This window comes from Aeromonas sp. R7-2 (assembly GCF_040908105.1).
GTDB lineage: Bacteria > Pseudomonadota > Gammaproteobacteria > Enterobacterales > Aeromonadaceae > Aeromonas > Aeromonas caviae.
In genome coordinates this window covers 10245-36176 of sequence record NZ_JBFODC010000033.1, presented here as the reverse complement: position 1 = coordinate 36176, position 25932 = coordinate 10245, and the positions used below count along the sequence as shown (strand labels likewise).

The following is a 25932-nucleotide window of genomic DNA, read 5'->3' as shown; positions in this document are numbered from 1 at the left end:
AAAATGGATGGATGGCATTATGCAAACTCCCCTGTGGATTGTAAAATTGCGCCGGTTGCCCGACCGGCACGGCTTTCTGAATGGAGGCCCTGCACCCACTATCGACCGGAATTCTCATCATGCTGACACACACCACCCACAACCAGGTCTGCTGGTATGCCGACGGAGTCTTCCGCGATCCTTCCCCTGCCTTGTTCGATCCTGTCTGGTGGCAGACCCATCGCCAGGTGGTGGGCTCTTCCATCGGCCGCGGGGTGACCTGGTTCGTGAAGGATGAGTCCCGTCACTTGGTGCTGCGTCACTACTACCGTGGCGGCATGGTGGGCAAGCTGGTGCGTGACCGGTTCTGGTTTGAAGGGGTGGAGAGCAGCCGGGCCATGGCTGAATATCGTCTGCTGGCGACCCTGAGTGAACAGGGGCTGCCGGTGCCGCGCCCCTTTGCGGCCCGCATGGTCAAGCAGGGGCCCTTCTATCGGGCCGACATCCTGATCGAGCGCATTCGCGGCGCCAAGGATCTGGTGGCCCTGCTCAAGCAGGGGCCGATCGCCGGTGAGGTGTGGCACAAGATAGGCAAAACGGTGCGCCAGTTGCACGATGCAGGGGTCTATCATGCGGATCTCAACAGCCACAACCTGCTGCTCGACAAGGAGGGCAAGGTGTGGGTGATCGACTTCGACAAAGGAGCCATCCGCTCCCCCGGCAACTGGCAGCAGGCCAACCTGGAGCGGTTGCTGCGCTCCTTCAACAAGGAGTCGCAACTGCACACCAGCTTCCACTTCGTGCCGGAAAACTGGCAGGCCCTGATGGCAGGCTATCAGGGCAAGGTGGCGTGACGTCGAGCTTCACTTCGTATCTGGAGGCTGGCAAGCCCTGATGGCGGACCACCGGGGGCGAGAGGTGCGAGGCCAGCGATGCTGGCGCGGTTGCTCGGCGCCAGCACCAATGTTACTTATTGAGTGTGATTGCTTGGACAGATATTCAGATCCGGTTTCGAGGCGCGTGATGGAAAGGTATGAGACTCCCGGGGTTGAGGTCACCACTCCCCTTGAGGTGACGCTGATGGCACAGGCCATGGCGATGTTGGAGGCCGGGATCTGGACCTGGTCGGCCGGGCAGGGTCTGAGGCGGGACCCTTCCTGTCTGCAACTGCTGGGTCTGGAGGGGGGCGAGCTGGGAGATCTCGGCTGGCTGGATCGGGTACATCCGGATGATGCTCCCCGTCTGGCAGAGGCCCTGGAGGCCTGTCAGCAAGGGCGCAGCAACGGGCTTCGACTCGAGTACCGCATCCTGCACCATCAGGGCCATTACATCCGGCTGGAGGAGCGGGTCCGTCGCGACGAAGGGGGTCAACTGCTGGGGGTGGTTCGCCATCTGGATGCCGCCATGGCGCCCCTGGAGGATCGCCATGACACGGATCCCCTCACCGGCCTCGAGAGCCGCAGCCACTTCGAGCTGTTGCTGGATGAACGGCTGGCCAGCGAGAGCGGCAGTTTCTGTCTGCTGCAGTTCAGCGTGGATCACCGCAGCAAGATCCTGCAGTTGTTCGGGGAGGCGGCCTGCGACGCCATGCTGGCCAAGCTGGCCCGCATCGTGCGCCGCGAGCTGCGCCGGGAAGATCCTTTCGCTCGTTGGGACGAAGACGGCTTCATCCTGATGCTCTCCCAGACCGATCGGTTGAGCGGCCTGGAGATTGCCGAGCGGCTGCGTCTTGAGATCGCCGACGCCAGCCTGCTGCCCCAGCGCCCGGTGACCGTGAGCATCGGCCTGGTGCAGAGCCAGAGTGCCGAGCAGCTCGATCACCTGCTGGCCCGGTTGGCCTCCTGCCACGGTCAGGCGAAGCGGGAACACAACGCCGTGGTCGGCTGACGGCCAGTCACTGTCCGCGTACCCATTGACGCCGATGGACCCATCAGCGTCAATGGTTTTCAGTCAGCGCTCACTGACCTGCTGACGCTGGCAGACCCAGAGAGAAGCCAGCATCAGCAGGGCGCCCAGACCGAGCCTGAGCAGGTCGGTATCCTTTCCCCAGAGCACCAGATTGACCAGCAGACCCGCGGGGATCAAGGCGTTGTTCATGATGGCCAGCACGCCGCTGCTGACCAGGGTCGCCCCCTTGTTCCACAGGAAGTAGCCGAGCCCGGATGCCCCGACCCCCAGCCAGAAGAGGATGCCCCATTGCAGGGAGCTGGCGGGATATTGAGGTTTGCCCAGCAGCCACCAGGCGGGCAGGGCGATCACCAGGGCGCCCAGATAGAAGCAGCCGAACACCGCCAGCTGGGGCGGCTGCTCAGCCTCCCGGGCCAGCAGCACCTTGTAGCCTACCTGGCCCAGAGCGAAGCAGACGTTGGCGCCCTGCACCACCAGGAATCCCAGTACATAGTTTTCGGTCAGGCCGTCGAAACGGATGACGGCCGCCCCCAGCACCGCCAGCAGGGCCCCCCACAGATAGACAGGCTTGAAGCGCCCTTCCAGCAGGTCGTGGATCAGGGTGACATAGATGGGGGTGAAGATGGTGAACACCAGCACTTCCGGTACCGTCAAGAGCAGGAAGGAGTGGTAGTAGAAGAGATACATGATGCCGAGCTGGATGGCACCGAGGGCCATCAGCTTGGCCACCAGATCGGGGCGCAGCCAGCGACGGCGCAGGAAGGGTAGAAACACCAGGCTGGCGAGCACGATGCGGGTCAGTACCGAGAAGTAGGCATCCACCTGACCGGCAAGGTAGACCCCGATCAGGCTGAAGGAGAAGGACCAGAGCAGGGTAACCCCTATCAAGTAGTTCATGTGATTGAATTGTCGTCAGTTGTCAATTTGGAGGGCGCTATGATGGCCGAGTTGGAAGGCGCGATCCAGCGTTTATGGGAAGGGTTGTCACAGATCGGAGCATTTGCCTTCGAGGCGAGCAACGGGGCCGGATCCGCCACCGACTGGTGCGGTCGTGGGGAGGGGGCCGTGGTGGTGACCGATCATCATGGGGGGTGGCTGTATGCCGAGACGGGTCGCTACACCACGCCCCATGGCCGGGAGCTGACCATGCACAACCGCTTCTGGTGGCAGCGCACCGCACGAGGGATCATGCTCTCCCACCTGCGCTACGAGCAGCCGGTGATGTTGTTCGAGCTGTTGCCCCGGGGGGACGGGCACTGGGTCACGGCCGAGCCTCACCTGTGCGGGCAGGATCACTACAGCGCCGAGCTGACCGAAACCGGCGAGGGTTTCCTGCTCGCCTGGCAGATAACGGGGCCGCGCAAGAACGAGCGGTTGAGTTATCGCTACGGACCAGAGGTGCAGAGATAAAAAAACCGGCGCAGGGCGCCGGTAGAGGGGACAAATCGGAGGTTTTGTTAAAACGGTCCCAAAAACAGGAGAGATACACTCTCGTCACACACGCAGAGAGGGTCTTCAGGCATTCAGTGCATAGTTCAGCATGGCTTGCAGCTTGCTGTCGAAGAACCAGGGCAGCAGCACCATCAGCAGACCCAGCACCCCGGCCAGCGGGTGGCGATACTGCCAGCCGGCTATCAGTACCAGACCGCCGCAGAGGGTGGTCAGGATGCCTGACATAGGGCAGCCTCCCGCTGTTGGCGGCGCTGCTGTGCCCACTGGTTGAGGGCGACCGAACCCAGGATCAGGGCCAGCGCCACGCCCGTGGTGGACTGGATCTGCTCGCCGAGGAACAGGGCTCCCAGCATGACGCCGAACAGCGGCACCAGGTAGTTGCTGAAGGAGGCGAAGGTCGGGCCCGCCTTCTGGATCAGCGCCATGTAGAGGAAGTAGACCAGGCCGGTACAGAAGATCCCCAGCATGGCGACGGCGCCCATGGCCTGCTGGCTCGGCAGGGTGAGGGTGCTCAGGTCGGCCACGAAGGGCGCGGCCAGCAGCAGCTGGATGGCTGAGGAGATCAGGATGTTGCGGGCCACGACCACAGGATGGTCCTTGGCGAAGCGCTTGATCATCAGCAGGCCAATGGCGAAGCAGCTGGCACCGAACAGGATGGCCATGGCACCGAGCAGGCCGGCATTCATGCCGCTGGTCAGCTTGGGCCAGAACAGTATCAGCACGCCGATGAAGCCGATGATCACGGAGACGAGGCCGCCCTTGGTGATTCTTTCACCAGAAATAAACAAGGGAGCCGCCAGAATGGTCACAAAGGGGATACAACCCATGACCACGGCCGCGATGGCGCTGTCCACGTACTGTTGTCCCCAGGCCACCATGATGAAGGGGATGGTGGCGTCGAGCAGGGCGATCAGCATATAGGTTCGCCAGGGTGTGTGTTCACTCTTGAGACGCATGAACAGGCAGAGCAGACCCAGGGTCAGGCTGCCGCACAGGGCGCGTCCGGCGGCCACCATGATGGGGGGCAGTTCAGCCACGGCCTGGTGCATGAAAATGAACTGGGAGCCCCACAACAGGCCGATCGCCAGCAACAACAGATAGCTACGCATTTGAATCTCCGATGTAATTCGCCTGCGCATTCTATGCAATCTGCTACTATGCCAAAAATGAATTGTCGTCATTCAACTATGGCCAATATCGATGGAACTGCCCCTCTCCCGCCTCGACCTCAACCTGCTCACCGTGTTCGACATGCTGATGCAGGAGCGCAACGTCACCCGTGCCGCCGAACGGCTGCACCTCTCCCAGTCCACCGTCAGCCATGCGCTGGGGCGGCTGCGAACGGCGCTTGACGACCCCCTGTTCGTGATGAGTCGGCGCGAGATGATGCCGACCGAACGGGCCAAGGCGCTGGCGAGCCCGGTGCGCCAGGCGCTGGCCATGCTGGAGCAGGGGCTGCGTCAGGCCAAGGGATTCGACCCGGCAAGTGCGCGGCGGATCTTTCGCATCGCCACCCCGGGCTCGGTGGAGCACGGCCTGGTGCCGGTGCTGGTGGAGTGGATGGTGCAACAGGCTCCCCACTGCCGACTGGAAGTGTGCGAGCTGGCGGACAGCGACTACGAGCGGGAGCTGGAGAAGGGGGAACTGGATTTGGTGATCGGGTTTGCCGGTGCCAACCATCTCTCGCCCCGGTTGTGGCGCGAGGAGTGGTTCAGCAATCCGCTGGTCTGTTTGTCGCCCCTCGGCAGCGCCCTACCCGACATGCTGGGGCCGGGAGAACTGGTCAGCCGCCCCCATATCCACACCTCCAGCTGGGGCCACAGCCAGGCCATGGTGGATCTCTGGCTGGCCCGTTTCGGGGTGGAGCGGGAGCTGGGGGTCAGGCTGCCGAGCTTTATGGCGGTACCGCCGCTGATGGCGACCGGCCGCTACCTGGTGGTGGTGCCCGAGATGATCGGGCGCCACTTCTGTCGCCACTATCCGTTGCGCCTGCACCAGCTGGAACCCGCCATCCCCATCGTCTATCTGATGGCGGGCCACCCGCTCAGTGCCCATGACGAGGCGATCGGCTGGTTCAAGGGGTTGTTGCACCGGCTGGCGAGGGAGCGCTACGGCGCGGATGCGCTCGGCCATCCCGCGCCGCAGGGGGCAGATCACGCCAATCCGGAGAAGTAGTCCAGCCCCATCGCCCCCTTCACCTCGGCCAGCACCTCGTCGGTGAGGGCCCGGGCCTGCTCGGTGCCCTGCTGCAACAGGCGCAGCAGCTGGCGCTTGTCGGCGATGGCTGCCTCGCGCCGCTCCCGCATCGGAGCGAGCAGGGTCTGCAGGCAGTCGTTGAGTACCTGCTTGCAGCGCATGTCCCCCAGACCACCGCGCTGGTAATGGGCCTTCATCTCGGCCACCAGGGCCTTGTCAGGGTGGAAGGCATCCAGATAGGCGAACACCGTATTGCCCTCCACCTGACCCGGATCGCTCACCTTGAGGTGATTGGGGTCGGTATACATGGCGAACACCGCCTGCTTGATCTCGTCGCTCGACATGCCGAGTTCGATGGTGTTGCCAAGGGACTTTGACATCTTGGCCTTGCCGTCGATGCCGGGCAGGCGGCCGGTGTCGCTCAGGATGGGCTGGCACTCGGTCAGCACCTCTTTGCCAACCAGGGTGTTGAAGCGGCGCACTATCTCGTTGGTCTGCTCCAGCATGGGCAGCTGATCCTCGCCCACCGGCACGTGAGTGGCACGAAAGGCGGTGATGTCGGCGGCCTGGCTGACCGGATAGACGAGGAAGCCGGCGGGCAGGCTGCGCTCGAACCCTTTCTGCTGGATTTCGGCCTTGACGGTGGGGTTGCGCTCCAGCCGGGCGACGCTGACCAGGTTGAGGTAGTAGGTCGTGAGTTCGGCGAGGGCGGGCAGGGCGCTCTGCAGGCAGAAGGTGGTCTTGGCCGGGTCGAGGCCGGCGGCCAGGTAGTCGGCCATCACCTCCAGCACGTGGTCGGTCACCTTGGCCGGGTTGTGGCCGTTGTCGGTCAGCGCCTGCAGATCGGCGATCATGACGAACTGGCGGTAATGGTGCTGGGCGGCCACGCGCTGGCGCAGGGAGCCGACGTAATGGCCGATGTGCAGTTTGCCGGTGGGGCGGTCGCCGGTCAGGATCACGGGGTTGTGCATGTCACTCTCTCCAGTTGGGTGAGCCGGGAGGCGACAAAGGGATGAAAACAATGACAGCCTCTCGGCGGTCACGGTGTTTTCTTTTGGAAATTTTACATAGAAAAGCAGTGCCGCCTGTTTAGAAGCAGCACCACCAGTAGTTGTGATTGAATGAGGTCATATTCATGGCAAATCACACTACGCCTGTTCGATCACTTCTGCAAGGGCACGACCAGCATGTCGCAGGGCACGGTATTCATCAGCTGGCGTGCGCTCGAGGTGAGCAGGCTCCAGAAGCTCTGGCGATGGCCGCACACCAGCAGGTCGATCTGGTAGTCCTTGACCGCCTGGTTGACCCGCTCGCTCAGATCGCCGCAGATCACCAATTTCTTCTCGATGGGGTAGTCCACCGAGGCGAGGAAGGCTTCCAGCTTCTCCTTCGCTTCGGCGATCACCTGGTCCTGCACGTTGTCGATGTCGATGTCGATCATCTCGGTGTAGAGATCCTTGAGGTCCACATCCACATGGATCACCGACAGCTTGGCGCCGTTGGAGCGGGCCCGGTCGACCGCCTTCTCGATCACCTTGCGGTTGTCTTCCGACAGGTCGATCGCGGCCAGTACGTGTTTGTAATAGGTTCCATTCATGGGAGTTCTCCTCACTGATCCTGGGTCCACTATACCAATGTCTGCTGAAACTAAAACGGCATCGTCGCCACAGTTTCAGGATTTGCCTGACCCCGAACCGGAAGGCGTAGAGGTGCAGGTGGCCGGGGAGTGCATATTTTGAACAGGAGTTTGACGCCGGTCACAGGCGTGCTATTGCCCCCGGGAAGGTGGGGGAATAGGATGTGCCCGTGCTTCGCAATGAACACAAAACAACAAAAAGCATCTGAATACCGCTTTGGGGAGCCTCGCGCTCCCTTTTGTTTTTCTGCCCTCTTCCAGCCCATATCCCGTCCGACATCAAGGTAATCCCGCCCCCCTTGGTTATGCTGTAGCCAGTTCCCTTGGCAAAACGGCCAGGGCTCCTCACCTGCAACCGGGTGACGCTGTCATGGCCGTTTCTCATGTCCCACCGATGCACCGGAGAGTCCTTCATGATCATTCATCCCCAGATCCAGGGTTGTGTTGCCCGCAATTGCCACCCCATGGGTTGTCGCGCCGCCGTGCTGCAACAGATCGAACAGGTGCGGGCGGCGGGGCCGTTCAACGGGCCGAAACGGGTGCTGGTGCTGGGGGCATCGTCCGGTTTCGGGCTGGCGTCCCGGATCGCGCTCACCTTCGGCGCCGGGGCCGATACCCTGGGCGTCTCGTTCGAGCGGGGTCCCTCCGACAAGGGGCTCGGCAGTGCTGGCTGGTACAACAACATCTGGTTTCGTCAGGCGGCGGAGCAAGCCGGTCGTATCGCCGTCAACCTGATCGGGGATGCCTTCTCCGACACCATGCGCCAGCAGGCCATCGACGTCATCCGCCAGCAGCTCGGGCAGGTGGATCTGGTGGTCTATTCGCTGGCGAGCGGAGTCAGGGTGATGCCGGATGGCACACAGGTACGCTCGGTGCTCAAGACCACAGGCCAGCCGCTGCAAGGCTGGGGGCTGGATCTGGAGCACGATGCGCTGGTGCAGCAGTCGCTGGTGCCAGCCACCCCGGAGGAGATCCGCGACACCGTCACCGTGATGGGGGGCGAGGACTGGCAGCGCTGGATGCAGGCATTGCAGCAGGCGGATTGCCTGGCCCCCGGTGCCCGGACCGTCGCCTACTCCTACATTGGCCCCGAGTCCACCTATCCCCTCTATCGGGACGGCACCATCGGCTATGCCAAGGAGCACCTGCACGCCACCGCCGAGACCATCAACCTGCAACTTGCCGGGATTGGCGGTCATGCCTGGGTGTCGGTCTGCAAGGCGCTGGTGACCAAGGCGAGCGTGTTTATTCCGGTGCTGCCTGTCTATCTGGGCCTGTTGATGGGGGTGATGAAGGAGCGTGGTGTCCACGAGGGCTGCATCGAGCAGATGCAGCGGCTGTTTGCCGACAAGATGTACGGGCCCAGAGGGGTCGTCGCCGATGGCAACCGGCTGATCCGGATGGATGACCACGAGCTTGAGCCAGCGGTGCAGGCCGCCGTCTCGGCACTCTGGCCCAAGGTGACGCCGGAGAACTTCCGCACCCTGGGGGATTTTGCCGGGTTGCGCCAGGAGTTCATGCAGCTAAACGGCTTCGAGCTGCCGGGGGTGGATTACGGTGCGCCGGTGAACGTGGCGTCACTCACTGAGCTGACGCCCTGACACCCGCACGAGGGGCATCAGGCGACGTTGCAGGCCAGTTCAGGGGAAAGGTGGGGAGACTGGGCCAGCACGGTCTGGTTGCGCCCCTGGCGCTTCGCCTGATACATGGCCATGTCGGCCCGATGAATGAGCTGGCTCAGGCTGTCATCCTGCGTCGAGCGTTCCGCCACCCCGATGCTGATGGTCATGTGGGGGGCGGCCAGGTAGGCGATCCGGCTTCTCAGCTGCTCCGCCAGCCGCCAGCAGGTGGCCCCGTCCTGGGTCATGGCCACCAGAAATTCTTCCCCGCCCCAGCGCCCGATCAATTGCTGGTCCGGTGCCCAGCTCTTGAGCTCCCTGGCCAACTGCCGGATAGCCTGATCCCCCGCCTGGTGACCATGCTTGTCGTTGATCTGCTTGAAGTGATCGATGTCGATGATGAGCAGGGTCAGGGGCGTTTCGTGCAGCCACTGTTGACCCAGTCTCTCCAGCAGGGCGCGCCGGTTTGGCAGCCCGGTCAGCTGATCGAAGGTGGCGAGCTTGTAGAGGTGGCGCGAGCTGCGGTGGAGCCTGCGGGTGGTGAGCCCGAGCAGGATCAAGGCGACGGCCAGCAGCACCAGCAGCAGCAATTGGTAGTAGCGGGCACTCTGCTGGTAGAGCAGTTGCTGGCGCTTGCTCTCGTTTTCCTGCTGCAACGCGCGATTGCTGGCCTCGCTGCGAGCCAGATCCATCTCGACCTGGAAGGCGGCTGCGTGCTGGCTCAGGGTCTGGTTGAAGTGCTGCTTGTAGTACTGCATGTAGCGGGTCATGGCCCCATAGGCCTCGGGGTAGCGGCCCAGATCGGCCAGCAACCTGGCCTGCATCGCCCGACCATCCATGGAGAGAGGGGCGGTGTGCTCCATCAGCAGTTGCAGGGCCAGCTGCTTCTCGCCACGACCCAGCAGGGTTCTTGCCCGGATCTCGGTCAGACGGGAGGCCGCCTGCGGGCTATCCAGCCTGTCATAGATGGCTTGTGCCTCCTCCAGGCTGCGCCAGGCTGAGTGCCAGTCCGCCCGTGCGTTGAACACCATGGCCTGGTAGCCGAGGACGATGGCGCGATAGTGGGGTGACAGGCTCGGCGTGGCCAGCAGGGTATCGAGCAACTGGCTGGCTCTGGCAGGCTGGCCCATGTCGATGTAGAGCCTGGCCATGTTGGCCCGGATGATGGCCTGGCTGTTGGGCTCGTTGAGCTGCACCATCTGGCCGAGGGCATCCTGATAATAGGTCTCGGCCTCACGGTAGAGATTGAGGTCCGCATAGAGGTTGCCGAGGGTCATCAGCAGACGGCCGCACTGCAAGGTGGAGAGGATGGAACCCGGCTCTTTCTGCTTGAGGTGATAGGCGGTCTTGAGCTCGAGGATCGCCTCTTTCATCTGCTGGGTACGGTAGAGGGCGAGCCCGTTGAGGGCATGCCACTCCGAGACCTGCCTGGGGTGATGCCGGACCGCTGGCCAGAGCTGGGTGAGCAGCTCGAGCGCCTGATCCGGCGTATCGGCATCCAGGGTCAGGGCAATCTGCTGCAACCGGAAGTCGAGCAGGCGAAGGGTCTCCTGCTGGGCATTGGCCAGACCGCGGGCGCGGGCATTGTCGCGCTGTGCCTGTGGATAGCGGCCAAGGGCTGCCTGGGCCAGGGACCTGGCGTAGAACAGTTCCATATCCTGCTGGGGACTGGCGTCGAGGCGCTGCAGATAGCCGACGGGATCGCGCGCCGCCTGCAATTCAGCCTCTTTCAGCAAGGAGGGAGCTGCCTGCAACTGGGTCATCCAGAGCAGCGCCAGTGCCATTATGAATCTCATTGAATCCTTTCCCCGACCAATGGCGCCATCATAATGGCTGATGTCACCTACACCATGTTTCTTTGCTTCTCTATAACCGTATGGGGGAGAGGATGAGGTGAAAAGTCGTCGCAACTGCGGGGTGCGTCGGTTGTCTCTGGTTGCGTCAGGATGCAACAGTGGCGACAATCGTGGGCAAATCACAGTGGAGAATCATCATGTTGGCCAAAGCCATGATCGAGAAGTTGAACGAGCAGATTAATCTTGAATTCTATTCCTCCAACCTCTACCTGCAGATGAGCGCCTGGTGCGAGGACAAGGGCTTCGAGGGGGCCGCCACCTTCCTGCGCCAGCATGCGGTCGAGGAGCGCCAGCACATGGAGCGCCTGTTCACCTACGTGAGCGAGACCGGTGCCATGCCGGTGCTGGGGGCCATCGAAGCGCCTCCCCATGAATTCAAGTCCCTGGGTGACATCTTCCGCACCACCCTGGAGCACGAGTATCACATCACCAAGTGCATCAACGGTCTGGCCCATGTCGCCTTCACCACCCAGGATTATTCCACCTTCAACTTCCTGCAGTGGTACGTGGCCGAGCAGCACGAAGAGGAGAAGCTGTTCAAGAGCATCGTCGACCGTCTGAGCCTGGTGGGCGAGGATGGCAAGGGCCTCTATTTCATCGACAAGGAGCTGGCCGAGCTGGCCAAGGGCGCACCGGCCAGCATCATGGACGGCAACGCCTGATAGTCGTGGACACTTAGTGTTCAGTCAGTACAATGACGGCCCCTTGTAAAGGGGCCGTTTTCTATTTGCAGGTGTCCTTGTACCGCTGTGCTGGTGTCTGCCGGGTACAATGACGGTCCTTTAAGGTAAAGGGGCCGTTTTTCTTTTGATGGGTGAGTGACGATGAAACAGGTGGATGTGGTGGTGATCGGTGCCGGGGCGGCCGGATTGATGTGTGCGGCCCAGGCTGGCTACCGGGGTCGCTCCGTGCTGGTGCTCGACAACGCCAAGAAGCCGGGCCGCAAGATCCTCATCAGCGGCGGCGGTCGCTGCAACTTCACCAATCATCAGGTGGGTCCCCATGCCTTCCTTTCGGCCAACCCCCACTTCTGCAAATCGGCGCTGGCGCGCTATACCCAGCAGGATTTCATCGATCTGGTGGACAGGCATGGCCTGAACTACCACGAGAAGACGCTGGGCCAGCTCTTCTGCGACGACAGCGCCAAGGATATCGTCGACATCCTGCTGACCGAGTGCGACTGGGCTGGCGTGACCCTGCAGTTCCAGACCGAGATCCTCACCGTCAGCAAGACAGATGAAGGCTTCGTGCTCGACACCAGCAAGGGGGAGATCGCCTGCTCGTCGCTGGTGGTCGCCACCGGCGGCCTCTCCATGCCGAAACTCGGTGCTACCCCTTATGGCTTCAAGCTGGCGGAGCAGTTCGGCCTCACCGTGCTGCCGACTCGCGCCGGGCTGGTGCCCTTTACCCTGCATCAGGCCGACAAGGAGGCCTTCGCCGATCTGGCGGGGGTCAGCCTGCCGGTGGCGGTGACCGCCGAGGATGGCACCCGCTTCAAGGAGGCCATGCTGTTCACCCATCGCGGCCTCTCCGGCCCCGCCATCCTGCAGATCTCCTCTTTTTGGCTGGCGGGGGAGAAGATTCACATCAACCTGCTGCCGGATCTCGACATTCCAGAGACCCTCAAGACCTGGGTCCAGGCCCATCCTGCCCAGGAGCTGAAAACCGTGCTGGGGCGCGAGCTGCCCAAGCGCTTCGTCGACAAGCTGGTGGAGCTGGGATGGCTGGTGAGCAAGCCGATGCGCCAGTACAACGAACGGGAGCTGGAGGCGGTGGCCACCCTGCTGGGGGATTGGCAGATCCTGCCCAACGGCACCGAAGGGTATCGCACCGCCGAAGTGACCTTAGGGGGAGTGGATACCAACGCGCTCTCCTCCAAGACCATGGAGGCGCGCACCGTGCCCGGCCTCTACTTCATCGGCGAAGTGGTCGATGTGACCGGCTGGCTCGGTGGTTACAATTTCCAGTGGGCCTGGTCGTCGGGCTGGGTGGCAGGCCAGTACTGCTGAGGGATGCCGCATCCTTGCTGTGAATGGTCCCGTCAGCGGCCTCTCGGGTGACAACTTCCAGTGGGCCCGGTCGTCGGGCTGGGGGAGAGGCCGTACTGCTGACAAAGAGGCTCAGCGGATGAGTCCGAGCGGATCGGGCCGTGTCAGGCGGCCCGAGTGATGGAACCAGACGCGGCCTGCTCAGGCCGCGTTTTTTATGGTCGGTCGCTGGCTGCCGCTTGGCCTCTAGCCTCTCCTGATATTGGGCAGGAAGGCGGTCAGCAGGCCGATAAGGGGCAGATAGGCGCAGACCTGATAGACGGTTTCGATGCTGGTGGCATCGGCCAATCTGCCCAGCAGGGCGGCCCCTATCCCTCCCATGCCGAAGGCGAAGCCGAAGAAGAGGCCGGAAATGGTGCCGACCTTGCCGGGTACCAGATCCTGGGCGTAGACCAGGATGGCGGAGAAGGCCGACGCCAGGATGAGGCCGATGACGATCGACAGCACCGAGGTCCAGAACAGGTCGACGTGGGGCAGCAGCAGGGTGAAGGGAGCGACGCCGAGGATGGAGATCCAGATCACCCGCTTGCGACCGATGCGATCGCCGAGTGGCCCGCCGAGCACTGTCCCAGCCGCGACGGCAAACAGGAAGGCGAACAGATAGAGCTGGGCGCTCTCCAGCGACAGGTGGAACTTGTCCATCAGGTAGAAGGTGTAATAGCTGCTCAGGCTGGCCATGTAGAAGAACTTGGAGAACATCAGCAGACCGAGGATGGCCAGTGACCAGCCAATCTGGCGGCGGCTCAGGCCGGTGCCGGCATGGGCCCTCATCCGCCGATGGAAGCTGGCAGCATGGTGGCTGGACCAGCGGCCGACGAAGCTGAGCACGATGACCCCGATGAGTGCGAACAACGAGAACCAGGCCGCACTGCCCTGTCCTTTCGGCACGATGATGAGCGCCGCGAGCAGGGGGCCGATGGCCGATCCCAGATTGCCGCCGATCTGGAACAGAGACTGGGCCAGACCAGGCTGGTTGCCGGCCGCCATGCGGGCGACCCGGGAGGATTCCGGGTGGAAGACGGAGGAGCCCATGCCGATCAGCATGGCCGACAACAGCACGGCGCCAAAGCTGCCTGCCTGCGACAGGTAGAGCAGCCCCACCAGAGTGAAGCCCATGCCCAGAGGCAGGGAGTAGGGCATGGGTCTGCGGTCGGTATAGAGGCCGATCAGGGGTTGCAGCAGCGAGGCCGTGAACTGGTAGGTGAGGGTGATGAGACCTATCTGGGTGAACGACAGATCGAGCCCCAGCTTCAGGAGGGGATAGATGGCCAGCAGTACCGACTGCATCATGTCGTTCAACAGGTGCGAGAAGCTGATGGCGGCGATCACCGGATAAGCGGTGGTAGTCGGGTTGTCCACCGCGGGCGGGGCGGTGATCGGGGTGTCGGTACTCAAGGTCTTGTCCATGGCTGGGGTATCACTCCCTCTACCATGCCCTATCCCGGCGCATCTGGACATAACCAAAGTGGGCGAACGCCCGGATTGCGTTCGCGTGGCGCGCAGGCCGTTCATGCTGACGGCGTGTGGATGGCTGGTCAGATCTTGTGCTTGGCGCAGGGCGGATTAGTATAGAAGGCCTGCCGCCGTTATCCGGCCCATCACCCGCCATGGAGGGAACATGTTCGAAAGCCTGGGTGTCATCAACGTCTGGACCTATCTGGTCGGTCTCTTCTTCATCATCATCGCCCCGGGCCCGAACTCCCTCTACGTGCTGCGAACCGGTGCCGTGCGCGGCATAGGCCCGGGTTATCGCGCCGCCCTCGGCGTCTTCGTCGGCGATGCCATTCTCATTTTCTGCGCCTATCTGGGGATCGCGTCCCTCATTCGCACCACCCCATTGCTCTTTACCCTGGTGCGCTATCTGGGCGCCATCTACCTGCTTTATCTGGGGGTGAAGATCCTGCACGCGAACTTCATCGCCAAAAAGGCGGGACCGGCGTCCGAGATGGATCCCGGTGAGCGCTATTTTACCAAGGCCCTCACCCTGAGCCTCACCAATCCCAAAGCGATCCTGTTCTACGTCTCTTTCTTCGTGCAGTTCATCGACTTCAGCTATGCCCACACCTGGATCTCCTACCTGGTGCTGGCTGGCATGCTGGAAGCGATGAGCTTCGTCTACCTGACCCTGCTGATCTTCGGCGGTACCCTGATGGCCCGCTTTTTCCGTCAGCGCCAGACGGCGGCCCGTCTCGGCAACGGCCTTATCGGCCTCTTCTTCATGGGGTTTGCGGCCAGGCTGGCGACGCTCTCCTCCTGACCCTGGGGATTGCTGACCGTCCGGTGTCGGGCACCTAGTCTGGCCAGCAATCCTTGCCCACCGGGATGAAGCGGGACTGGTAGACGATGAGCTTCTGGTTGCCCGGTTGATTGATCCCGGGATTGTGGTAGGTCTCCCCGGGCAGCAGGTACTTGCTGTCCGCCTCGCTGTCCGCCTGCTGGCAGCCCTGTTTCACCATGAACTCGAAATAGGTGTTGCCGGTATTGGTGATGGCGCTCTGTACCGGGTCCAGCTGGTATGCAAAACGTGACTGACGCGGGCGCACCACCAGGATGGACTGCAGGGCCAGTTTCACCTCGACGGTTCCCCGGTGCTGCGTCTGGCTGCCTTCATCCACCTGGGCTGCTGGTGATTCGGTGAAGGTGATGCGGTAGTAACGCTCATGGTCATCGGCGGGCCCCTTGTAGTAGAACTTGACGTTCTGGGCATGTCTGGCGTGCAGGGTGAAGCGCCTGGGGGCAAACAGCAGCTCACCGGGGACGGTGGGCAGTGTTCTGCCTCTGGCCGTGGGGTCGCTGATTTTTTCCATTTGTATGTCGTACAGCTTGGGTGAAGCACTGTTGTTGGTCAGGGTTCTGGTAATGAACTCCTGCTCTGGCGCCATGGCAAGAGTCATGGCGCCGATGTCGAGGGCGGCGGCCTGTGAGGCCAGCAAGCCGCCCAGCAAGGGCCAAAGTAGACGATGCATGTTGTACTCCATGGTCAGCGCCAGGTCCCCTTGATGATGATGGTGCCGCTTTGTTCCACCTCGCCTTCCCACATCTCGTCGCCCATGGTGCGCTGCACCATGGGATCGGTCAGGTCGAATTCCAGCGCCAGCTTGTAAAACCGGGTGATGCCCTGGCCGTTGACGGGATCATTCCACTCCTGTGGTGGTTGATTGTCCTGTATTCCGAGGGTGCGAATATCCACCGGTGTGCGATCGCAGCGAATGGCGTGCCGTGAACCCGCTCCATGAGCCACCGAATCGAATACCAGCCTGGTAGGGATGGGGACGGCCTGTTCAGGTGCGAAGGAGCCTGCCGGATAGAAAGTGCAATATCCCCGATAAGGCGACCCCCTGTCCTGTGAAATAGAAATTTCCAGCATATCGGCACTGATGGGGCCGCTATCAGAGATATTGTATGAGAAGCTCAGAATGTCTTTTCCGACCTGCCCCTCCCTGTAAGGATTGCTGACGCCCTCCGAAGACAAGATGGATACGCTGAAGTCCCGTGGTTTTATATGAATTTCGGTTGTGCCGCTGAATTCATAGTATCCACTCTCGGGAGCATATCCATTCTTCATATTGAAGTTGATCAGACTGCGAGTCAGTTGATCTTGCAGTCCCAGCCTTACAACTTGTTTGAAGAAATTGCTGGACAAGAAAAGATAAACAGATGGCTGTCCTCTTAAATAGCTGATGTTGTAGCGAGAGCCTTTGCTTGCCCAATTTTTCAAATCTGCGCTCATTTGCAGATCCGCAGAACCAATGGCGCTATTCAGCGAGCTGTTTTTGACATTGGTATACATGTAGGGCTCGGTGTAGTTCTGACTGCCATCTTCATTGAAGTTGTAATCAAGAAAACGACACAAAATCCCATCTCGGGTACCCAGCCTGTAATTCTCACAGCCTTGTGAACCGGGCAAGACATAAGGAACACCATTGCTGTCCACAATGACTTCACTTATTGCATTGGTTTGTACGAAACGAAGATGGCCGGCCTTCTTGTGCTGCATGTTTCTGACGTACCAGTTTCCGCTGTTCTGATTGATACAGCGTTCACCGGCTGCCGCGTCATATTTTAGCGTGGTCCTGCACAGGTTCATCTCCCTGTTCAAAACAGCTCCGACAGGCATGGTTCGAAGATAATCAAAGAAACTTGCACTCAATTTGCCATGTCCCCACCCGGCAGATGCCCCAATGAGACCGAAGAAGCCCAAATCATCAACGACGGCCGGCTTGTTGACCGCCTCAGCGGTATCGGGGTCACAACGGGTATAAGACATGATGCAGCGTTGGTTGACATAAGGACGGCGAATAGGGCCGTTTTCCCACATATCGACGTTCCAGTTGTTGATATCGGTGTTGTATCCGTTATCAACGTACGCCAGGCTCACCTGACCATTTCCTTTGAGCGAGGTCCAGGCATTTGCGCCGGTCAGACGCGGATCCAGGCCATCAGTCGGCGCAACAAACAGGTTGTTGTCTTCCTGATTTTCAATTAACAGAAAATGGCGCAGCGCGGCATTCGGCCAGACGGTTTTGGATACAGCCGCACTGCCTTGCTGTGCCCAGCCGGCGCCAAGTGCAATGACCAGCAGCAATCTGTGTGTGATGTTCATGTTCAATACTCTCTCACCATGGCGTAGGTGGGCAGTCCTTGGCAGGTCACGATGCCGACCCAGGCCGCGCCCGTGTGTTGTGCAAGATCCAGGTCGGCTTCACAGAAGTCGCTTCCCCGGCGGAAAGTCAGCATGGGGTTGGCCTTGTCCACGTCCAGGGTGAACTCGCCGACCTCGTTGGTCACCGTGGTGCCGATGTGGTTGTCAATGCGGGCGTTAGCAAGCAGCGAGCCATCTTCTGCCCTGAGTACGCCAAACACGGTGACCATCTCCTTGATGCTGCTGCCGGCATCCAGAGTGGCGACGTTGCCGGGGAACAGGGTGTAGCGCTGCTTGCCAGTGTTGATGTCATAGCTGTCCTTGCCCGTCTTGCTGTTGAGCAGTTCCACTTCGTATTCCTGATAAGGCGGGAGCGCCAGGAAGGTCTGTTCCCCTTGCAGGGGGTAGTCCTGTCCATTCACCTTGGCGAGCATCTGTCCTTCCCGGTGGATGCCGGTATTGATGATGAGGCCTGAACCAGAGGTGCTCCGGCTGGATGCGATCACGTCGTTCTCCGTGGTGATCAGGGCACCCCGTGCAATCAGGTTGCCATTCACGTCGCCGCCATGACCGCGACCCAGCGTCATGGTGCCGCCGATGACCCTGTTCTCGAACCCCAGGGTGCCGGAAAGCGCCATATTGTGTGTGTCGCTGCCGTGCATCATGCGGGAGGCATTCAGCGCGGCCAGATTGATGGCTCCCTCCATGCGCTTCTGATAGTTGAGGTTGGCCGTGGTCTGGCCCTGCTCGTTGCTGCTCATGCCGAAGCTGAACAGATTGTCGAACGGGATGGAGTAGTCCAGGGTGATGCTCTTGTTGCTGAATCCATTGAGTGTGCCACTGTCGCTCTGCAGGCTGGCGCGCATGGAGAGGTTGCCGTATCGGCCCGCATAGAGGTGCTGGTAGTAATCCGCATAACTGCGATCGCTGTTCATCTGACGGTCGTGCGTGGTGTTGAAGGTCAGCTGGCCCATGCCGCTGACCCAGCCACCCAGATTGATCGTGATGCCGGCAGAGTAGAGCTCGGTTGCACTCACTCCCAGGGCATCGCCTGCATACAGTTTTTCCTGGCTGACCCACAGGGAGGCATTGTCATGGGCTTGCAAGGAAAGGCTGGACGCCAGCCGCCAGGAGTGATCGGTGGACAGCATGCTTTGTAACTGGGTGCCGAGGCGATCCGTGACCTGCCAGCTTGCGCGTGCCTCGCCGACGGCCGCATCCCTGAAAGCATAGGTGGTCGTCGCCAGATCAAGGGTATCCAGCGAGCGTGCCAGCGACAGACCGAGCAGGGGGGAATCGCCGCTGTGCTGGCTGTTCTCCATCATGCCTCCCCACCATTGCCATCCCCACTCCCGGGTAAAGCCCTGATTGCCGCCCAGCTTGGTGACTCGCTGGGTGGTCGTGCTGGTCAGGCGGCCGTCGACATAGACTTCGACCGTGACGTTGTAGACCCCGTTGGGGAACGCGGAGGTGTCGATGTGCTGGTTGCCGATCGCCAGGTTTTGCAGGCCTATCAGGCGTTCATCCCGATAGACCCTGGCCTCGCCGTTGGCGGGCATGAAGACTTGCACCGGAGTGGTCGATTCGTTGGTGGTCTGTTTTCGAGATTGCGCCTGGTTGCCATAGGATGCGCCGTAGAGGCGACCCGTGGTCAGGCCCGTCACCACCCCCAGGGTCTGCAGGTCCCATGTCGAGACCATGCCTGCTGCGATGCGGCGATCATCGAGATCCCGTTCGTACATGGCGCGGTAGATGTCGCCGCTCTGCTCCGGCTCACCCAGGTTGTAAAGGGATGCATCCACGGCGACATGGTGCGCGCCCAGCCCTACGGTACTCTCCAGCTGCAGGAAATTGGAGTCCTGGTGCCCGCTCTGGGGGGTATTGATGAAGGAGTAACCCAGGTTGTAGCGCTGTACGCCCGTCAGGGTGTCCACCGTCGGGGTCAGTGCGACACGGTTGTCAGATTGCCTCGCCTGGCCAAAGGCATCCCGTGACACCCGGATGGTGAGCAGCATGGCGACGAGGTCCAGCTGCATGCTGGCATCGGCATCGATCTGCAAGGCGCCATCGGCAGAAAAGGTGCGTCTTTGCTTGCTGGAGAGCAGAGTGGTAAGGGCATCGTTCAGCACGCCTTGCTGCTGGCCGGCACTGAAATCAAGGTGCAACAAGTGCAGCTTGCCGTCTTGCAGCAGCAGGGTGGCATTGCCGATGGTGTCGTCGGTCAGGGTGTCGATCCTGTTGTCCTCATCCGTGTATCGCAGGCGTACCGGTACCGCCAGCCCCTCTTCCAGCGCCTTGGCAAAACTGGCAGGAATGATGACGTTGGCAATTTTGAGAGGGGCAGCAGTGCTGGCCGAGGCTGACATCGCAATCAGCCAGGAGAGCGGCAACAGCCAGGCTTTTTTCAACATATCGAGCACCATGGTTCCGGGTGTGGAGATCGAGAGCCGTCACCCTGCAAGAGGGTGGGGCGGCACCGTGATAGGGGGTTACTTGATGACGACGAATTCCTGACCCAGCCAGAGTCCCAGGTGGCTCTTTGGATCACGCATATTGACCTGCTTGAACCGGCGTTGCTTGCCCGGCAGGTCGTAGTAGGTTTCCTTGCACAGCTCCTCGCCTTTCAGGCAGGGGCCATACGCTACCGTGCGATAGGAGGCATTGCCCTGGTTGGTGAGCGTGTCGTCCTTCAGGTCATAGGCGAACCGGTGCTGGCGTGGTGTTACCACCAGAATGGTGCCTATCTGTGCTGACGTGGTGGCAACAGCCTGACGGCGTTCGTTGCGCTGATCGTCGACGGAGAGCGCCGTGTCCAGCCAGCGGATGCGGTAGTAACGCTCCTTGTCATCCTGCGGACCCTTGTAAAAGAACCTGACGTTGTTTTTGGCATTGGCGGGCAGCATCAGCCGACTGGGTGACAACATCAGCTCGCCGCTGACTTCCATGGGGATCTCCTGCCCTCCCTCTTCCGGTGAGGTGATGCGTGTCACGCTGATCGTGACCAATCTGGCCTGGTCACTGCCATTTTCAATCTGTTTGGCGACCTCCTGGCTGCCTGCATCAATGAAGGTGGTGACGGCGCCGACATTGATCGCCTGGCTGATACCGGGAATGAGCAGCAGCCATATCGCTGCAATTTTCAGGTTCATGATGTGCCCCTAAGAGAACAAAGGGCCCCGCAGGGCCCTCAATGGTAAGCGGTGGATGAGTTAGCTCCAGTTCGCTACGAACTCGACGTTGACTTCACCGCTCCACAGGCCGTCCGGCAGGGCGTCAAAGGTGGTGGGGGTGCCGCTGGCAGTGGCACTTTCAATGTTGAAAGTGAAGGAACCCTGCGCTGTGACGCGTTCGGCATCGTTCTTGAAGCCGTTGGCAAGAGGAGAAAGATTCCCCCCCGTGATGCCGGCAGCGGTGTCGATCAGGGTGGTGTAGGCGGTTGTGCTGACCGGTGCGCCGCCCCACAGCACGCCCACATCGACGGTGGAGTCGCCACCCAGGTGATTCAGGGTGCCGTTCAGCTTCTTCGCCTTCAGGGTGAAGTCGGTCGCGCTGGCATCACCCTTGATGGCGACATCGAACAGGCCGTTGACGGTGTTGAACCCCTTGATCCCTTCGGCATATTGGAAGGAGAGGCTGGAGAGCGGGGTGACCACCAGCTCGGAAGTGGTGTCTTTCTTGGCAGTGGCCTGCCAGGTCGCGACGGCAGACGCTTCTACGGCGGCTTGAGCGGTGGCGGCAAAGCCCAGGGTAGCCACGGACAGAGCAATCAGAGTCTTCTTCATTACGATATTTCCTACATATCTTCTGGATGGTATTGACCACCCGGTTGGTTCATTGCCCGTCAGGGGCATGCCTTGCCACGTTGGCGACGATTCGACCAGTCGTGGCAGCCGGACCTGGAATATGTTTCTCCTCGGACCAGCTTGTTTTTTCGTCGACTAAGATAACGATCGGATCTGTTTTGATCGACCGAATGGTGCGTAGGAAAAATCTCAAAGGATGATGGGGCGCAAACTTTATAAAATAATTGATTTCCCTTTCCTTTCAGTGGGTTGTTGTGTCTCATGTATTTGATTTATATGTTTTTTAGGTCTTTTATTGCGGGAGGAAGAGCACAGGAAAAACCGGGAAGGAGGGGACATCAACGAGGGAGGGGACCCGGCCACCACCAGGCTCCATACGAGGCAAATAAAATGCAATATATTGATAAATATATAAAAAATAAATGAAGCTATAATGGTGATTAACTTGAGAATGCCATTTTTATATTTATTTAACATATTGAAAACAAGATCAAGCTGTATGGTGTCGTTGCTTGATTTGTAGTTAATATGCTCGTCGGACAGGGCTGAATAACGGATCTATATATGGCGAAGGTATTGATAGTTGATGATCATCCAGCAATAAGAATGGCCGTGAACATGTTGTTGAAACAGGAAGAACATCATGTGTTAGGCGAGGTTGATAATGGTGTTGATGCTATCGCCATGGCCAGGAACACCCATCCAGATATTGTCATTCTTGATATTGGAATACCTCAGCTTGATGGCATCGAAGTGATAAAGAGAATCAAGATGCTGGATATTGGCGCCAAGATTCTGGTGCTGTCTGCACAGTCCACTCATCATATTATGGTGCGGTGCCTGCAAGCTGGCGCCGAGGGATTCTTGTCCAAGCTGGATGATTTGTATTTGCTGAAGGATGCGATCGCAAAAATAGAGAAGCGGCAACTCTATTACCCCCGTGACGTCATCGCCGGCGCCAGGCATGCCCATACGGTCGATCGGGAAGATCTGCTGTCGACCCTCTCTTCCCGCGAGATGAGCGTGCTGCTGCAGATTTGTCAAGGTCATGCCAACAAGCAGATTGCCCAAAGCATGCTGTTGAGCGAGAAAACCGTCAGTACCTACAAGACCCGGTTGATGAAGAAACTCAACATCACCAACATCGTTGATCTGATCAGTCTGGCCAGACGGCAGAAACTGCTGTGAACAGGGCGAAATTGCTGTTGCTTCTGCTGGCGCTGGTCTGGGGGTGGCCGCTGGCGGCCCGGGAACCGGAAGAGCCCCTGCTGCAAGTCTATTCGCGGGATGGCGGGGAATACCTCGATGCCAGCCCCTTGCCGCTGCATGGGGAGGAGTGGCGCTGGTTGCAGGAGCGCGAGCGGCTGATCCTGGGGGTGCCCAGACCTGACAACCCGCCTATGGACATCACTCTGAGGGCGAATGCCTATGAAGGGGTGACGGCCGACATCGTCGGCATGTTGACCCATCTGTTGCACATCGAGATCCTGGTGAAGGGATATCCCTCCAGGGCGGCTGCCATTGAAGCGCTCCAGCGGGGGGAGATCGATCTGCTGAGTACCTCCAATTCCTATGAGCGGGAACAGCATCTTCTGCTGACTGACAAATATATTGCTGACGACCCAGCCATCTATAAAAACATTCAGGTCAAAGAGCGAGAAATAAGAACAATAGCCGTGCCGGAGTATTATTTGCCGTTCATGGACATCATGCGCTATCTGTCGGACTACAAAATTAAAATATACCCGTCCCGCTATAGTGCATTGTCCGCGGTGGCATATGGTCAGGTTGATGCCGTCATGGTGGACATGATCTCCGGCAATTTCATCGTCAACAAGTTCTATCAGAGCAGCATTCAATTATTGAAGCCGCTCTATATCGATACCGCCGGTTTTGCCTTTGCCCTCAATCCCAAGGAGCGGCGACTCAAGAGGATCATGGATATCGCGCTGGGGGAGATCCTCGAGGGCAAGCGGGCGGAAGTGGCCAAGCGCTGGAATGGGGGGGGCCTCTCCATCGGTGCCAGCAGAATCGACCTGAGCCGCGAGCAATGGGAATGGCTGAGCAAACGGGAGAAGATCCGGATTGCGGTGAACAGCGGCATCCCGCCCCTCAGTTTCTATGACGTCACCGGTACCATGCACGGCGTGGTCGCCGATCTGCTGCAGGTCATGCGAGCCAAGCTGGGGGTGGAGCTCGAGGTGGTGCCTGCCAAGACGCCGGAGCAGATGACCCAGTTGCTGGATAGCGGCCAGGTGGATGCGGGGGTGTTGAGCCCTTCTGCCGAGCGCAGGAACCGCTATCTGTTCAGCCGGGCCTTTGTCCTCGATCCCCTCTCCTATGTGGTGGGGCTGCGCCACCGGGAGGTCCCCCCTGCATCGCTGCTCAAGACCGGCACCGTGGCCATGGTCAGAGGCTTTATCTCGACCCAGGCCATCGAGGCGGAATACGGCAAGCTGACGTCGCGGCAGTTCGATACGATTGAAGATGCCATGCGCTGTGTGGCGATGGATGTGTGCGATGTGACCATACTGCCGCTGCGGGTGGCCAAGTACTACGTGAACAGCAAATTCCCCGACAGCCTGATCATTACGGGGGAGCTGTTCGATTCCATCCCCATCGGTGCCGCGTTGGCGGTCACCCCCGCGCATCCCGTACTGCGGGACATTCTGGACAAGGTGATTGCCATCATTCCGCCGGATGAGCTGGAAGGGCTCTCCAACCGCTGGCGGGTCAATGTCAAACAGGAGAGTGTCTCCTGGCAGGAGTTAATTCAGGAGTTCGGGGTCTTTATCGCCTTGATCCTGCTGCTGACCCTCTGGGTTGGCCTATGGGGGCTGTCCCTGCGCAAGCAGATCCGCGAGCGGCGACTGGTGGAGGGGGCGCTGAGCACCCAGCTCAAGTTCATCGCCGATCTGGTGGACGGGACACCTCACCCCATCTATGCGCGGGATTTGAACGGGATCCTGGTACTGTGCAACAGCAGCTATGCCAGCTTCCTTGGCGAGCCCAAGGTCAGCCTGCTCGGCACGGGTCTGGACGACGCGCGAACGCGCTGGCCTTTTCTTGCTCCCCTGCACGGGGATCTGGTGCTTTCCTGTGACAGCCGCCGTGCCCAGGAGGGGGATCACCGTCTGGTCCTGCCGACGGGCGGGGTCGACGTCTATCACTGGGTTCAGCCTTACTACGATCTGAACGGCAATGTGCAGGGGGGCGTGGGAGGCTGGATCGACGTCAGCGAACGGGTACGCCTGCTCGATGAGCTGGCGGTGGCCAGCCAGGAGGCCCAGGAGGCAAACCGTGCCAAGAGCACCTTCCTCGCGACCATGAGCCACGAGATCCGTACCCCCATGAATGCCATCATCGGCTTGCTGGAACTGGCGCTCAAGCGGGGTAGGCTGCACGAGGAGGATCAGGCCTCCCTCGCTATTGCCCATGGCTCGGCCAGCGATCTGCTGAGCCTCATCGGCGACATCCTGGATATTTCCAAGATCGAGTCTGGCCGGTTTGAACTTTCCCCCGAACCCCATGACATCGTGACCCTGACAGCATCGGTCGTTACCGTCTTTACCGCGCTGGCGAGGCAGAAAAATCTGCGGCTGGATCTCGTCACGGGCAATCCTTCCTGGGTGCAGATCGATGGTCTTTGTTACAAGCAGATCGTCTCCAACCTGATCAGCAACGCCATCAAGTACACCGAGCGTGGGTCGGTCACGGTGACGCTGGCCTCCCGGGTCAGCGATGGCTGGTGTACCGTGCAGCTCACCATTCTGGATACCGGAATCGGCATCGATCAGGCCGAGCAGGCCAGGCTGTTCGAGCCCTTCAGCCAGGCCAGCCAACCCGAGAAAATCCAGCAGTCGGGTACTGGGCTGGGTCTGATGATCTCCCGCTCCCTGTGCGAGACGATGGGCGGCTCCCTGCAACTGGAGAGTGCGCCCGGGCAGGGGACCCGGGTCAGTATCGAGATCAAGCTGCCGGTGGCTGATGCCGTGGCGATGCCCGCCACGCCTGCACAGGAGCCGGCGGTGGAGCCGGTGCGGCGACTGAAGATCATGGTCGTGGACGATCATCCAGCCAACCGGTTGCTGGTCAGCCAGCAACTGGCTTATCTGGGTCATGACGCCACGGCCGTCGAGTCGGGAGAAGAGGCGCTGCGGCTGCTGATCGGAGCCAGGGTGGATGTCATCATGACCGACTTCAACATGCCCGGCATGAACGGCTTCGAGCTGGTTCGCCAATGTCGGAAGCTGGAGCGGCTGCACGGCTGGCGACGCACCGTGATCCTCGGGCTGACGGCCGATGCGCGGCAGGAGCAGATCAATGAAGGGCAGGCGGCAGGGATGGATGACTGTCTGTTCAAGCCAGTTGGACTGGAGGCGCTCGATCACTGCCTGCGTCGGCACATGCAGCGGGAAGAGCAGAGTGACATGGTCGTCTGCATGGAGGAGATCCGGCGGTATCTGGGGCCGCTGACCGCACACCAGTCGACCCTGATGGTGCCTCTGCTGGCCGAGTTCGTGCGGGCCAGTGATGACGATATCGCGGGATTGCAACGGGCCGCGGAGGAGGGGCATGTCGGCCAGTTCATCGACCGCATACATCGCCTGAAAGGGGGCGCCAGGATCATGGGCACTCTGAAACTGGTGGCGACCTGCAGCGAAATAGAATCCTGGGAGCTCGATCAGGCCAGGCTGCCCGAGGCGCTGGCCCGTTTGCAGCAAGAGTACGAGGTCGTTCGGCTGGCGGCGACCCAACTGCAGGTGATGGAAGGGGAGGAATGAAGGCATGGG

General features: G+C 60.6%; 22 protein-coding genes. 10 read left to right on the top strand and 12 right to left on the bottom strand.

The features are described from left to right. Positions 1-119: 119 nt before the first annotated feature. Positions 120-833, top strand: coding sequence for a 3-deoxy-D-manno-octulosonic acid kinase (locus tag AB5Y47_RS13275; protein WP_010672321.1), 714 nt, complete (start codon positions 120-122; stop codon positions 831-833). A gap of 169 nt (positions 834-1002) precedes the next feature. Then, a complete protein-coding gene (locus AB5Y47_RS13270) occupies positions 1003-1866 on the top strand; it encodes a sensor domain-containing diguanylate cyclase (protein WP_039040669.1) in 864 nt (287 codons plus the stop codon). Positions 1867-1929: 63 nt separating this feature from the next. Here AB5Y47_RS13270 and AB5Y47_RS13265 read toward each other — a convergent pair whose 3' ends face one another. Then, positions 1930-2784, bottom strand: a complete 855-nt coding sequence (locus AB5Y47_RS13265) for a carboxylate/amino acid/amine transporter (RefSeq protein WP_053287971.1) — start codon at positions 2782-2784, stop codon at positions 1930-1932. Between the two features lie 42 nt (positions 2785-2826). Here AB5Y47_RS13265 and AB5Y47_RS13260 point away from each other — a divergent pair, with 42 nt between their 5' ends. Then, positions 2827-3297, top strand: coding sequence for a DUF6314 family protein (locus AB5Y47_RS13260; protein WP_113978755.1), 471 nt, complete (start codon positions 2827-2829; stop codon positions 3295-3297). Between the two features lie 105 nt (positions 3298-3402). On the opposite strand, the gene AB5Y47_RS13255 is transcribed toward AB5Y47_RS13260, so the two are convergent. Both AB5Y47_RS13255 and AB5Y47_RS13250 read right to left on the bottom strand, forming a co-directional pair. Next, a complete protein-coding gene (locus AB5Y47_RS13255; protein WP_113978745.1) occupies positions 3403-3564 on the bottom strand; it encodes a hypothetical protein in 162 nt (53 codons plus the stop codon). Beyond that, the gene (locus tag AB5Y47_RS13250; RefSeq protein ID WP_160837950.1) at positions 3549-4448 is read right to left on the bottom strand and encodes a DMT family transporter; all 900 of its coding nucleotides are present in this window, start codon (positions 4446-4448) and stop codon (positions 3549-3551) included. Before AB5Y47_RS13250 ends, AB5Y47_RS13255 begins: the two co-directional genes overlap by 16 nt. A gap of 91 nt (positions 4449-4539) precedes the next feature. On the opposite strand from AB5Y47_RS13250, the gene AB5Y47_RS13245 reads away from it, so the two are divergent. Then, on the top strand, positions 4540-5514 hold the full coding sequence (locus AB5Y47_RS13245) for a LysR family transcriptional regulator (RefSeq protein ID WP_039040672.1): 975 nt from the start codon (positions 4540-4542) through the stop codon (positions 5512-5514). Here AB5Y47_RS13245 and trpS read toward each other — a convergent pair. Both trpS and AB5Y47_RS13235 read right to left on the bottom strand, forming a co-directional pair. Next, positions 5493-6506: a tryptophan--tRNA ligase gene (gene trpS / locus AB5Y47_RS13240; RefSeq protein ID WP_104455000.1), complete on the bottom strand. Its 1014-nt coding sequence runs from the start codon at positions 6504-6506 to the stop codon at positions 5493-5495. The two genes, AB5Y47_RS13245 and trpS, sit on opposite strands and share 22 nt — an antisense overlap. Positions 6507-6697: 191 nt before the next feature. Further along, positions 6698-7132, bottom strand: a complete 435-nt coding sequence (locus AB5Y47_RS13235) for a universal stress protein (RefSeq protein WP_010672329.1) — start codon at positions 7130-7132, stop codon at positions 6698-6700. Positions 7133-7584: 452 nt separating this feature from the next. Here AB5Y47_RS13235 and fabV point away from each other — a divergent pair, with 452 nt between their 5' ends. After that, the gene (gene fabV / locus AB5Y47_RS13230; protein ID WP_045522675.1) at positions 7585-8772 is read left to right on the top strand and encodes an enoyl-ACP reductase FabV; all 1188 of its coding nucleotides are present in this window, start codon (positions 7585-7587) and stop codon (positions 8770-8772) included. 17 nt (positions 8773-8789) lie between these two features. Here the strand turns inward: fabV and AB5Y47_RS13225 are convergent, their stop codons facing one another. Continuing rightward, a complete protein-coding gene (locus AB5Y47_RS13225; protein WP_049637076.1) occupies positions 8790-10574 on the bottom strand; it encodes a GGDEF domain-containing protein in 1785 nt (594 codons plus the stop codon). 209 nt (positions 10575-10783) lie between these two features. Here AB5Y47_RS13225 and ftnA point away from each other — a divergent pair, with 209 nt between their 5' ends. Next, complete coding sequence (gene ftnA, locus AB5Y47_RS13220) at positions 10784-11308, top strand: non-heme ferritin (protein WP_010672333.1); 525 nt, start codon at positions 10784-10786, stop codon at positions 11306-11308. 162 nt (positions 11309-11470) lie between these two features. Beyond that, positions 11471-12655, top strand: a complete 1185-nt coding sequence (locus AB5Y47_RS13215; protein WP_049637075.1) for an NAD(P)/FAD-dependent oxidoreductase — start codon at positions 11471-11473, stop codon at positions 12653-12655. A gap of 225 nt (positions 12656-12880) precedes the next feature. On the opposite strand, the gene AB5Y47_RS13210 is transcribed toward AB5Y47_RS13215, so the two are convergent. Further along, a complete protein-coding gene (locus tag AB5Y47_RS13210; RefSeq protein WP_041214206.1) occupies positions 12881-14101 on the bottom strand; it encodes an MFS transporter in 1221 nt (406 codons plus the stop codon). A gap of 211 nt (positions 14102-14312) precedes the next feature. Between AB5Y47_RS13210 and leuE the strand changes: the two genes are divergently transcribed. Further along, the gene (gene leuE / locus AB5Y47_RS13205; protein WP_010672336.1) at positions 14313-14951 is read left to right on the top strand and encodes a leucine efflux protein LeuE; all 639 of its coding nucleotides are present in this window, start codon (positions 14313-14315) and stop codon (positions 14949-14951) included. A gap of 34 nt (positions 14952-14985) precedes the next feature. Here leuE and AB5Y47_RS13200 read toward each other — a convergent pair whose 3' ends face one another. From AB5Y47_RS13200 to AB5Y47_RS13180, 5 genes are all read right to left on the bottom strand, one after another. Beyond that, a complete protein-coding gene (locus AB5Y47_RS13200) occupies positions 14986-15660 on the bottom strand; it encodes a fimbria/pilus periplasmic chaperone (RefSeq protein ID WP_234922342.1) in 675 nt (224 codons plus the stop codon). Positions 15661-15674: 14 nt separating this feature from the next. Next, positions 15675-17297, bottom strand: coding sequence for a hypothetical protein (locus AB5Y47_RS13195; protein ID WP_043153743.1), 1623 nt, complete (start codon positions 17295-17297; stop codon positions 15675-15677). Between the two features lie 2 nt (positions 17298-17299). Then, positions 17300-19747: a fimbrial biogenesis outer membrane usher protein gene (locus AB5Y47_RS13190; protein WP_223918057.1), complete on the bottom strand. Its 2448-nt coding sequence runs from the start codon at positions 19745-19747 to the stop codon at positions 17300-17302. Between the two features lie 78 nt (positions 19748-19825). Next, positions 19826-20485, bottom strand: coding sequence for a fimbria/pilus periplasmic chaperone (locus AB5Y47_RS13185; protein ID WP_045522689.1), 660 nt, complete (start codon positions 20483-20485; stop codon positions 19826-19828). A 60-nt stretch (positions 20486-20545) separates the two neighbouring features. Continuing rightward, a complete protein-coding gene (locus AB5Y47_RS13180) occupies positions 20546-21118 on the bottom strand; it encodes a common pilus major fimbrillin subunit EcpA (protein WP_010672341.1) in 573 nt (190 codons plus the stop codon). Between the two features lie 585 nt (positions 21119-21703). Here AB5Y47_RS13180 and AB5Y47_RS13175 point away from each other — a divergent pair. Next, entirely contained in the window at positions 21704-22327 is a 624-nt protein-coding gene (locus AB5Y47_RS13175; RefSeq protein ID WP_045522690.1) for a response regulator transcription factor, read from the top strand. After that, on the top strand, positions 22324-25923 hold the full coding sequence (locus AB5Y47_RS13170; RefSeq protein WP_368220297.1) for a transporter substrate-binding domain-containing protein: 3600 nt from the start codon (positions 22324-22326) through the stop codon (positions 25921-25923). Before AB5Y47_RS13175 ends, AB5Y47_RS13170 begins: the two co-directional genes overlap by 4 nt. Positions 25924-25932 lie beyond the last annotated feature (9 nt).

What these genes read in the sequence shown, in the direction of transcription:
- AB5Y47_RS13275 (WP_010672321.1), top strand. Translation starts at nt 120, where the DNA reads ATGCTGACACACACCACCCACAACCAGGTCTGCTGGTATGCCGACGGA.
- AB5Y47_RS13270 (WP_039040669.1), top strand. Translation starts at nt 1,003, where the DNA reads ATGGAAAGGTATGAGACTCCCGGGGTTGAGGTCACCACTCCCCTTGAG.
- AB5Y47_RS13265 (WP_053287971.1), bottom strand. Translation starts at nt 2,784, where the DNA reads ATGAACTACTTGATAGGGGTTACCCTGCTCTGGTCCTTCTCCTTCAGC.
- AB5Y47_RS13260 (WP_113978755.1), top strand. Translation starts at nt 2,827, where the DNA reads ATGGCCGAGTTGGAAGGCGCGATCCAGCGTTTATGGGAAGGGTTGTCA.
- AB5Y47_RS13255 (WP_113978745.1), bottom strand. Translation starts at nt 3,564, where the DNA reads ATGTCAGGCATCCTGACCACCCTCTGCGGCGGTCTGGTACTGATAGCC.
- AB5Y47_RS13250 (WP_160837950.1), bottom strand. Translation starts at nt 4,448, where the DNA reads ATGCGTAGCTATCTGTTGTTGCTGGCGATCGGCCTGTTGTGGGGCTCC.
- AB5Y47_RS13245 (WP_039040672.1), top strand. Translation starts at nt 4,540, where the DNA reads ATGGAACTGCCCCTCTCCCGCCTCGACCTCAACCTGCTCACCGTGTTC.
- trpS (WP_104455000.1), bottom strand. Translation starts at nt 6,506, where the DNA reads ATGCACAACCCCGTGATCCTGACCGGCGACCGCCCCACCGGCAAACTG.
- AB5Y47_RS13235 (WP_010672329.1), bottom strand. Translation starts at nt 7,132, where the DNA reads ATGAATGGAACCTATTACAAACACGTACTGGCCGCGATCGACCTGTCG.
- fabV (WP_045522675.1), top strand. Translation starts at nt 7,585, where the DNA reads ATGATCATTCATCCCCAGATCCAGGGTTGTGTTGCCCGCAATTGCCAC.
- AB5Y47_RS13225 (WP_049637076.1), bottom strand. Translation starts at nt 10,574, where the DNA reads ATGGCACTGGCGCTGCTCTGGATGACCCAGTTGCAGGCAGCTCCCTCC.
- ftnA (WP_010672333.1), top strand. Translation starts at nt 10,784, where the DNA reads ATGTTGGCCAAAGCCATGATCGAGAAGTTGAACGAGCAGATTAATCTT.
- AB5Y47_RS13215 (WP_049637075.1), top strand. Translation starts at nt 11,471, where the DNA reads ATGAAACAGGTGGATGTGGTGGTGATCGGTGCCGGGGCGGCCGGATTG.
- AB5Y47_RS13210 (WP_041214206.1), bottom strand. Translation starts at nt 14,101, where the DNA reads ATGGACAAGACCTTGAGTACCGACACCCCGATCACCGCCCCGCCCGCG.
- leuE (WP_010672336.1), top strand. Translation starts at nt 14,313, where the DNA reads ATGTTCGAAAGCCTGGGTGTCATCAACGTCTGGACCTATCTGGTCGGT.
- AB5Y47_RS13200 (WP_234922342.1), bottom strand. Translation starts at nt 15,660, where the DNA reads ATGCATCGTCTACTTTGGCCCTTGCTGGGCGGCTTGCTGGCCTCACAG.
- AB5Y47_RS13195 (WP_043153743.1), bottom strand. Translation starts at nt 17,297, where the DNA reads ATGAACATCACACACAGATTGCTGCTGGTCATTGCACTTGGCGCCGGC.
- AB5Y47_RS13190 (WP_223918057.1), bottom strand. Translation starts at nt 19,747, where the DNA reads ATGTTGAAAAAAGCCTGGCTGTTGCCGCTCTCCTGGCTGATTGCGATG.
- AB5Y47_RS13185 (WP_045522689.1), bottom strand. Translation starts at nt 20,485, where the DNA reads ATGAACCTGAAAATTGCAGCGATATGGCTGCTGCTCATTCCCGGTATC.
- AB5Y47_RS13180 (WP_010672341.1), bottom strand. Translation starts at nt 21,118, where the DNA reads ATGAAGAAGACTCTGATTGCTCTGTCCGTGGCTACCCTGGGCTTTGCC.
- AB5Y47_RS13175 (WP_045522690.1), top strand. Translation starts at nt 21,704, where the DNA reads ATGGCGAAGGTATTGATAGTTGATGATCATCCAGCAATAAGAATGGCC.